At 55.7% G+C, this 9054-nt stretch carries 8 protein-coding genes; 1 reads left to right on the top strand and 7 read right to left on the bottom strand.

Annotated features, from left to right (window positions below):
• Nucleotides 1–147 precede the first annotated feature (147 nt).
• The 4 genes from C5B90_RS19350 to C5B90_RS19360 are packed head-to-tail and all read right to left on the bottom strand — an operon-like array spanning nt 148 to nt 2890.
• Nucleotides 148–549: a hypothetical protein gene (locus C5B90_RS19350; protein ID WP_233512144.1), complete on the bottom strand. Its 402-nt coding sequence runs from the start codon at nt 547–549 to the stop codon at nt 148–150.
• Nucleotide 550: 1 nt separating this feature from the next.
• Nucleotides 551–724: a hypothetical protein gene (locus C5B90_RS20645; protein WP_158547244.1), complete on the bottom strand. Its 174-nt coding sequence runs from the start codon at nt 722–724 to the stop codon at nt 551–553.
• Between the two features lie 14 nt (nt 725–738).
• Complete coding sequence (locus C5B90_RS19355) at nt 739–2625, bottom strand: AAA family ATPase (RefSeq protein WP_115883569.1); 1887 nt, start codon at nt 2623–2625, stop codon at nt 739–741.
• A 52-nt stretch (nt 2626–2677) separates the two neighbouring features.
• The gene (locus tag C5B90_RS19360; RefSeq protein ID WP_115883570.1) at nt 2678–2890 is read right to left on the bottom strand and encodes a KTSC domain-containing protein; all 213 of its coding nucleotides are present in this window, start codon (nt 2888–2890) and stop codon (nt 2678–2680) included.
• A gap of 478 nt (nt 2891–3368) precedes the next feature.
• On the opposite strand from C5B90_RS19360, the gene C5B90_RS19365 reads away from it, so the two are divergent.
• The gene (locus C5B90_RS19365) at nt 3369–3929 is read left to right on the top strand and encodes a hypothetical protein (RefSeq protein WP_158547245.1); all 561 of its coding nucleotides are present in this window, start codon (nt 3369–3371) and stop codon (nt 3927–3929) included.
• 375 nt (nt 3930–4304) lie between these two features.
• On the opposite strand, the gene C5B90_RS19370 is transcribed toward C5B90_RS19365, so the two are convergent.
• From C5B90_RS19370 to C5B90_RS19380, 3 genes are read right to left on the bottom strand one after another with little or no spacing between them, the layout of a single operon-like run.
• Entirely contained in the window at nt 4305–6176 is a 1872-nt protein-coding gene (locus C5B90_RS19370; RefSeq protein WP_115883572.1) for an ATP-binding protein, read from the bottom strand.
• Nucleotides 6173–7462, bottom strand: coding sequence for a DNA double-strand break repair nuclease NurA (locus C5B90_RS19375; protein WP_115883573.1), 1290 nt, complete (start codon nt 7460–7462; stop codon nt 6173–6175). Before C5B90_RS19375 ends, C5B90_RS19370 begins: the two co-directional genes overlap by 4 nt.
• Complete coding sequence (locus tag C5B90_RS19380; protein ID WP_148708257.1) at nt 7463–8986, bottom strand: hypothetical protein; 1524 nt, start codon at nt 8984–8986, stop codon at nt 7463–7465.
• Nucleotides 8987–9054 lie beyond the last annotated feature (68 nt).

The raw sequence follows: 9054 nt of genomic DNA on the forward strand, positions 1-9054 counted from the left end.
TTGGCCGATGTGTTTACCTTGGACAGCGGACTCGTCTCTCTCTGAGAGGTAGGTCTCTGGGAAGTCGTAATCGTCGTACCAGACGCCGTCGTTATCGATTTCGGCGAGGTTGTATGCTTTCCAGTCTGGGAGGATGTGCTGCTCGTCTCAGAGTTCATCCGAGTACTCATCGGCGGCAGCGAGGGCGACGTCGATGTGGTTCTCGAATAGTGCCTCGGTTTGTTCTCGGAACGTGTGGTCTGTGGTGTCGTCTATGTCGCTGGCCCAGTTGAGAAGGTGCTTTCCGTCGAACCAGGCACCGTTGTAGGTGAGCAGTCGCTCGATGTCTCGTTGGTCGCACCAGTTGAACATTCGCTGGTAGAGGTCGATAGTGTGGGAGTCGTCCCAGCCGCCGCGGCGGAACATAACTTCGGTTTCTGGCGTGGTCGCTAACTCATCGGCGTATGCGAGGCTGACGGCAAACCATTCGTAGTATTTGGTGCCGTTGGAGTTCTCGGGTGGTTCTTCGAATGGACTTGCGGTTTCGATGTCTAAGACGAGTGTGCCCATGTTACGAAAGTGCCTCCACACCGACTTCTCCGAGCAGTTCCGTAAGTACGCTTCCGAATTCCCGTGTTTGTTCGGGGAACGGTTTTCTGGTGTGTGCGAGTTCGTGGAGGAAGATACCGAGGAGTTGGATCTTGAACTCCTCTCCGTCGTCGAACTGTAGGTGACGTGGTGTCATTGTACGCTCATTCTTCAGTCCCGGTTACAGTATTCATGGACGTGTTCCATGAGATCGATGATTTCTGGGGGGTGTTCCACATCCTCTAACCTCCCCATCCTAAGCCCAATATTTGGCTTTGTCACACTGGGGCAGTCTTGGATATTGCGTGCGCAGCCACTTTGAATAACATCGACTATCTTTCCGCTCGGTTTCTCTGCATCGTCTACTGACTGAAAATGGATTTCCTCCCAGTCGTTGCCATCTGCACGCGGCCAGTGCTTTTCGGCGAGTTGGACTAAGTCGTTCTTCTTCCACGTGTCCTCAAGTTCTTTGTCGCCGACCCAGACGAGCTCTGGTTCTGAACCACCGACTTCGTACATATCCTCAAGCTGGTGTTCAAGCGTATCCTCTGAATAGGATCGCTCTTTTGCATCGGAATCAAGGATGACAAACGTTCGTGCTCGGCCGCTATCCTGGAGTCGTTTGAGAGTTTTAACGATATGACCACATCCCTGGCTATCCCAGATTTGGACTCCATCCTCGACGAGAGTACTGCCGGTGACTCGGTGGTATAGTTCTTCGATATATTTGTGTTCAGTTGCACCTTCTACGACAATCATCGCTCGTTCGAGATAGACCCAGCTAGCAGAGAGACCCAAACCAGCCATGATGTTGCCCATGAAATCCTCTGCTTCTGCTTCGTCTTTCGAAACTAACGGAGCTCTTTCGTCGTTCGCATCCACTTCTTCCGGGAGATAGACCACTTCGTGTAAGGGCGTACCATCGACCATAATCAGACTATGAGTCGAGACGAGACACTGGGAGAGATAACTATCTTCATCCGAGATGTCGCTCCGGAGAAGATTGATCAGCCTCCGTTGGACATCAAAGTGGAGTCGGTGATCAGGTTCATCCATCGTCCGGATGACGGACTCTTTTCCTTCATTTGCCTCCGCACTCCATTCAAGCATCGACAGGGCAGAACGGGCATTAGTCCCACCACCCAGTTCTTGAAGTGGTACCTGTTCGCCATCACGACGAAGCACGATATTGGAGAGATCTGCTCCGTTTACAAAACTCCACTCAGGGTTTACCGTGATCTGGTCTAGTCCAGGAAGGTATCGCTCCATCCTGTCGGAAAGGCTTTCGAGTCGTTCATTGAGAGCATCCGTCGCCTGTTCTTCAATTTCGACAAGCTCGTCCACTCCTCTTTTGTCACCGTTCTCATCCTCTGCATAGAGGAAAGATCTGGTTTCCTGACGGAGTAACTTTGCGAGTAAATTGATCGGGCTGTCGACATCCTCGGTATCGATTTGCTCACTGGCTGGAGCTAAACGACCGAATTCTCTAGTTCCGCAAGAGACCCAATCAAGACAGGTATCTTCAGGATCTTCGAGGATCTCAGCCTTCAATTCCTCGAACTGGTCTTCTCGTTTACTAGCGTTGCTCCCTGGCTCAATATCGTAATCATCCAGAATTTCCCGTTCCTCATCCGCTAAATAGTCCCATTCGTGGAGCCGCTCGTCTTCAGGAACCCGCTCTCTGAGATAGTGGTCTGGAGACTCCAAATAAACATCTTCTTCTGAACCCCCGGTTACATCCCATTTTATCTTCAGTCCTGCAGCATCGTCCTCCTCAAGATTGGTACGATCCGCCAGATCGTCGGGTGGGTTTTCGATGATCGCCTCAATTGAGGCGTCGGAGGCTCTTCCGGTATCTCGTGTCACATCCCGTCGGACCTGCTTAATGTCCAGTTTCGAATGATTACATACGGTCTGTAATGCCTCCAAGAGAGTGGTCTTTCCTGCATCATTAGGGCCCACTAAGAGTGTGAACGGGGTCAGCTGGAGTGTCAAGTCCTCAAATTTCCCGATGTTCTCCACCGAGAGTCGTGAGACGTGGGTCAGCCCGTCACTCACGACTCCGCCCTCTCAGTTCGAGTATCTTTGATACGGATTAAACTGATTCGCATTATTTGACCTGGTCGTAGCTATAGTTGTCTTTTATATTCCGATGGAAGTATTTTCCATGCGAAGATGCACTCATGAGTTCCTGATGGATTCCCTGGGGAACGTTGAAGTACTGGTAGACTCTCCCCCCGTTGAACTCGATCTCCAAAAGTTGAGTCGACTCGTCATATCCTACACTGCTGAGGTTGCTTGAGGAGACGGGGACACGCTTCATGATACATTATGTGCCAGAATAGTCATTTAGTTCTATTCATCAAACAACCGGTTCCCTATAATCTCAGTTGCTGGGTTAGGTGAGGCAGTAGGGAAGGCCGGTAATTTCGCCGGCGAACTTGATTTGGGGAGAATCAGCTCTGTTGAAATCCTTCGGCACTAGTAGAACCAACGTGCGAGATACGATTACGTACTGATCAACTGGTAGCTACGACTGCGCTGACAGTATGCAACAAAGCGAAGGGTGGAGCGTTATTCGCCACTCTGGACGGGTTTGAGCTTGGGGCGTTGGCTCTTGGAGACGATATCGCTCCAGCTGACCGACCCCTGCTCGGTGATGTTTTTTCTCATTCTCTTATTCTCTCTACCCTGTTGATTGACATCGCTGGCTCTTGAACGGGTTTTGTATGGGTATCTTCGAGGGCCTCCGATCTCTGGTTTCCGGAGAATCATCGAATAAGGATGGGAATGAGGAGGAGATGAAAGAACTGCTTGAGCAGATTGCTGATGATATGGATGTGGATGCTATGGCTGAGGCTGGATTCAATATGGATCCGATGCCGCGTGAGCTCTCCCGAGATGAGCACCGCGACATTATACACGAATTCTATGACGTTACACAGAGTCAGGCTGAGAAACTGATTGATGCGATAATTACTGGCCACCGGGAGGGTTGGGGATACGATAAAACGGCGCGTCACGTTGATCAGGAAGGACTGGATCTGCCTCGGGAACAGATCAAGACGATTATCTGGAATGAGGAAGCCGGGATTATGACTCGGTTTCACGTCCGCCAGGTTCAGGAGAGTGATGTCGTCTCTGGTGTGGAGTGGATGTTGCCTGGTGATGGAGGTGTTTCTCCAGTCTGTGAAGCCACAGCTGAAGAAATCGAGAAACAAGATGGAAGTATTTCAGTCGAAGAGCTACAGACGATCTTGTTCGCTAATGCTCAGAAGTTTGAAGATGGCACTCCTGAACGTGTGCAGCACTGGATTCCCCACGACCGCTGCCGATGCACCTTGCAGAAAACCATCGGTTGATTCTTTGGAATACTGGTTGTGAGACGGGACCTCAAGTAGGAGATTTGGTCGTGCTTCTTGTCCTAATCACGGCAACTGCCTATCGGGCACCTGACTAAGATTTTCCGTCCTGAGCAGGCCCCGACTTGTCTGATAAGTCGTTACTGCTGAGATCACTTCGGTTCGCGCCTGCTCACACGAATGCGCTGTTCACTAAGCATGCTCAATCTAATGGCTGACTAAGCGGAAAGGGTATCGCAAAAATAGGAGTTCAACAGAGCCGTATACAACGGAATTCTGGTCGGAGAGATCGATAACCGACCTTCCAGGCAACCACTGCTCACCCGTCGCGTGCATACGAAAGAGTGTATCGTTGAATCTGTACGAAGTGGCTCCTCAGTTGCTGTGTTGGGTGAGGCAGTATTGTAGCCCTGTGACTTCGACGGCTTCGACGTCGGGGGCTTTGATGGCGGCTTGGCCTTTCCCGTATTTTTGGAGGTCTTGTTCGTAGCCGTGGGGGATGGAGGGGACTTTGGTGATGACTTCTTCGCGGAGGCCGAGGAAGATGTTGGTGTTGGTTTGTTTGAGGATGTCGCCGTCGATGTCTTCGGGGTTTTGGGTGATCATGAAGAGGCCGAGTTTGTCTTTGCGGCCTTGTTTGACGGCGTCACGGGCACGGTTGACGATGTACTGTTCGCGGAGGGTGCTTGGGTCGGAGACGTAGTTGTGGGCTTCGTCGACGGCGACAAGGAGTGGGGTGTCTTTGACGTTGGGGTCGACGTTGTAGTCGTCGATTTTGTTGTCGATGATGTAGGAGAGGATGGAGAGGATGGTGAGTTCTTCTTTTGCGCCGTGGAGGTGGCTGGTTGGGATGACGGTGACTTGGCCTTCGCGGAACACGGCGTTTGACACGTCGGGGAGGGGGTTAGTGCCGTGGTCGAAGACGTCGCGGTAGGCGGCGTCGGTGACGCGACGCATAATTGCGCCCCATGTACCGTCCTCGATGTTGTATCGCTGGCGGAGCGGGCTTTCTGCGTCTTCGTTGGTGCGAAGGTACTGGAGGAACCCGTCGTACGTCGGCGTGTCAGTGTCGGAGAAGTACGCGTCGATGCAGTTTTCGAGGGCACCGCGTGTGACTTCCGTCGGAGAGTACGGCATGAGGAGCTGCGGGCGGTGCTCGACGAGCGAGAAGGGGATCGTGAGGCTTCGACTCTCACCGGTACTCGGGGCGTTGGTGTTCCCGATGTCCGGGATGAATGTCTCGAAGTTGTCGATGCCGCCGACTTCGATGCCTTGCCGTTCGAGCCGTTGAATGAGTTCGTCCTCGTTGCGGAGTTCGGGGTTGTCGTTCCGCATTTCGGAGTATTCGTTTTCGGGGTCGAGGATGACGAGGTTGAGGCGGCTGTGTTCAGTGTCGCCGGTCTGGTGGTTCTCTATCGGGTATCGCTTATCGGTGGCGAACTGGCGGAGCAGGTTCTTCGTGAAGTGTGTTTTCCCTTTCCCGGTTGAGCCGGCGACGAGGGTGTGCCGGAAGATCGCGGGTTCACCGGATTCGATTTCATTGGTTACGGGGTCGATGCCGGGGTTGTTGATGAAGTAGGGGAGTGGGTCGCCGTCGACGGTCATTCGGTCGCCGCCGACAGAGAGGTATCCGGCGAACACGCCGTCGTGCGGGATGTTGAGGCCGGTTCGGAGGTATTCTTCGTCGAGGGAGAGTGCGACGGGCGTATTGGGTTTCGGGATTTTGTTGACGATGCTACGTTCGAGGTCATCGTCAGTGGCGGAGATGATGGCGATTGGTTCGAGTTCGGCGACGAGGACGAATTCTGTCTCGTCGAGGGTGTGGGCTGCCGTAATCCGGTTGTGGGTGTCGGATTTGTCGTCGAGTTCGGTGTAGGGTTCGTATCGGAGTCCGTCGACGATGGCGAAGAGTTCGTCGGGTTGCTCGGTCGGGTCTGGTTCGGGGTATGGAATTTGGACGTAGTCGCCGACGCAGACGTCGTCACGGCAGTTGGTTTTCACGAACGCATTGACTTTGTAGTCGCTGCGGGTGACGTGGATTTCTTCGCTGGCGACGATGTGGCCGAGCTCATCTTCGTCGGAATCGGTCAGCGCGTTCGGGACGGATGTCTCGGGGACGTTCGCTTCGGATTCGACGTCAGCACTACCATCCGTGGCCTGTTTGGTCATGGCGGTGGATTCGGTTTCAGTTGATTCGTCGTCTGCGCCGGGGTCGTTTTCGAGGAGATCGTCTAGGTCGTCGCTCATTGTTGGAATTGGGTTTCTGGTGGTTGTTCGATGTCGTTCCAGCGGCCGTCCCAGTTGTAGTCGTGGGCGTAGTCGGCGGTCGTGAGGAAGTCGCGTATCGTGTCGCGGTTCTCGGGGCTCACTCGGGCGATGCGGTCGGCGCGCTTGACGGCACGCGGCACGTCTTGCGTCTGTGCAATCTCTTTCAGTACCTTGTACTGGAGTTCGTCGCGTGTCGCCGCGTCGGCGATCATGAGCTGCGGCGTTTCGACGCGGAGGACACCGCCGGTCTTCGGGAGTCGGACGTAGAAGAACGCGCGGCGGTAGTCTTCCGGTGCGCCGTGCGAGAGCTCGCTGCTGTAGGGCTCTAGGAGTTCGAACGCCTCGCCGTTGACCGGGGCTTGTTCGTGGACGAACCAGGACGTGTACGTGAGGTGTTCGAGGCTCTCGTCGCGGAGTACCTCTGCGATGAACTGGTGGTCGCGCGTCCACGGCACGTCTGGGGCTGTCCCGCGCTCACCCGTGATATCGTTCGCCCCGAGTTTCTCGTCGAGGGCGTCGAGGAGTTGGCTGATGGTGGAGGTCTTGACGACGCCGACAACGGGGAATCCCTGCTCGTACTGGGTGTCGATCACGTCGATGTAGTTGCGGACGATCTCGTCGGGTTTCTCCCACGTTCCAACGGGTGTCGTCCGGCCGACTTTGTCGAGAAGAACCCAGTAGAGCACGCCGAGCGGGTAGACCGCGCCGTCGATGAACAACACGCCATCGAACGCATCCACGTTTGCAGCTGCGTGCGAGCTTTCGGCGAGGCCTTGTGCGGCCGTGGCGACGGACTTCGAGAGCGTCGCCGAGCGTTGGGTCGATGGGAACTGGACGACTTCACCGGCGACGTGGTCCGTTTCGAACTGCTGGGGGTGGAGCGTGCTCTCGCTGTCGGCGAGATAGACGACGGTTTCGATGGTGCCCGTGTCCTCGATACGTTTGTCCGTGTTCGCGCCGGCGACGCCGATCTTGGCGTACGCCGTGTCCACGATGAGTCCATTGTTGAACTCTAAGGGCCGGGTGGTGCTCGCGTCGAGCCCGTACGTTGGACTGCCCCACGGGTCACCAGTCCACGTCCCAAGTTCGTCGATCCGTGTCTTCCGGTATGACGGGTCATCGAGCGCGCTCACGCGGCCGCCGTCGAGTGCGAGGTGAGCGAACAGCTCGCGCGCGTACTCGGATTGTGACGTGACGTCGCGCGGAATGTTCGTGTCGACGTGGTCGAACATCTCGCGGACGATGCCGAGCGCGTCCGCGTCCATTCAGTCGTCCCCCGCAGTCCGCATCGTGATCTGACTCGTGTTCGACGCCTCGTCGATGGTGATGTAGCACTCGTGGTCAGCGCCGTGGATGAGGCTCTCGTCGTGTGAAACGACGATGATCTGCGGGACGTTCCACTCCTGGATCGTCGTCAGCATCTGTTCGAGCTGGCCCACGTGGCCTTCATCGAGGAATGTCGTGGGCTCGTCGAGGATGAACGGCGGGAGCTGGCCTTGGTTGCCGCCGTTGAGTTCGGCGATGAGCTTGTAGATGCCGGCGCGAAGCGCGAGATTCACGATGGCGCGCTCGCCGCCGCTGGCGTTGCTCGGATCCTCGGTCGTTCCGTCGTCGCGCAGCAGGCGGATGTCGTACTCGTAGCTCCCGCTGCGGTCGTTGTACGCTTCCTCGATGAGGACCTGCTGGTAGCTGCTGTTTTTGTAGATCTCTTTGAATATATCGTTCGTGTACTCATTGATGTACGCGAGGTACTGCTCACGGAGGACGGACTTCGTGCTCTCGTAGATGGCAATCGTCGAGTCAAACTCGTCGTGGACTTCCTGCGCCCAGCGCTCTTTCCGCTCCAAGAGATCGATCTGTGCCTTTGTCGCACGGAAGTTCTCAAGTGCTGCTTCCAGGCGTGTCCGCTCGTCACGGGTATTTTGGAGTTTCTCCTGCCGGTCGTCACGCTGGTTTTGGCGTTTCTCGACGAGGTCCTCGACCTGGTCCAAGTCGTCTCGGAGGTCCTCGATATCCTTCTCGCCGAGGTTGTCCTCTATGTCTTTTTTCTCCTCGCGGAGACGGGCGATCTGGCTGTTAAGATTCTCGATCCGGTCACGCGCGTGCTGGATAGACTGCTGTTCCTGCTGAATCGTGGTTCGGAGGTCGGCGATGTCGTCGTAGCGTTCGACTGCGTCTTCGACCGTCTTTCGGGCGTCGTCGAGCTGTTCGACGCGCTCGTCCGCAGCTTCGAGGGCGGCTTCCGCGTCCTCGACAGTCTCTTCCTGGTCAGTAATATCGCCGTTGAGATCCGCGATTTCCTCGTCGAGCGTGTCGATGGTATCGGCCACGTCTTCGATATCGCTCTGGAGGTCTTCGACCTCGGTTTCGAGCGTGTCGACCGTGTCACGCTGCTCACGGACCGCCTCGAACGTGCTGAGCACCTCGTCCCCGGTCTCGACGTCAGCGGTGACGGTTTCGATCTCGTCGTCAAGGTCCGCTACGCGTTCGTCGAGATCGTCGATTTCACCCTCCAGTTCGGTGATTGTCGCCTCACGGTCCTCGATAGTCTCTTCAAGATCATCGATGTGAGTCTCTACGTCGGCCGCCTCGTCCCGGATCGACGTCACGTCCTCCTGTGCGTCGACGAGTGTGTTCTCGCGGAACTGAATGACGCCGATGACATCATCACGGAGGTCCTGTAGTGACTCTTTCTCCGACTGGAGCGCTGCCTCGGTCTCTCTCGCATCGTTGAGGGCAGACTCCGCGTTATCGATCTGCGCTTCGAGGTCCGCAACCTCATCAGTCACGTGTGTTTCGTCGACCGACTGTCCGCATTTCGGGCACGTCCCTTCTTTTTTGAGGTCTTGGAGTTCAG

This window comes from Haloferax sp. Atlit-12N, from assembly GCF_003383095.1.
Taxonomy (GTDB): domain Archaea; phylum Halobacteriota; class Halobacteria; order Halobacteriales; family Haloferacaceae; genus Haloferax.

Excerpts from the sequence above, each read along its gene's own strand:
- C5B90_RS19350 (WP_233512144.1), bottom strand. The coding sequence starts at position 549 with ATGGGCACACTCGTCTTAGACATCGAAACCGCAAGTCCATTCGAAGAA.
- C5B90_RS20645 (WP_158547244.1), bottom strand. The coding sequence starts at position 724 with ATGACACCACGTCACCTACAGTTCGACGACGGAGAGGAGTTCAAGATC.
- C5B90_RS19360 (WP_115883570.1), bottom strand. The coding sequence starts at position 2,890 with ATGAAGCGTGTCCCCGTCTCCTCAAGCAACCTCAGCAGTGTAGGATAT.
- C5B90_RS19365 (WP_158547245.1), top strand. The coding sequence starts at position 3,369 with ATGAAAGAACTGCTTGAGCAGATTGCTGATGATATGGATGTGGATGCT.
- C5B90_RS19370 (WP_115883572.1), bottom strand. The coding sequence starts at position 6,176 with ATGAGCGACGACCTAGACGATCTCCTCGAAAACGACCCCGGCGCAGAC.
- C5B90_RS19375 (WP_115883573.1), bottom strand. The coding sequence starts at position 7,462 with ATGGACGCGGACGCGCTCGGCATCGTCCGCGAGATGTTCGACCACGTC.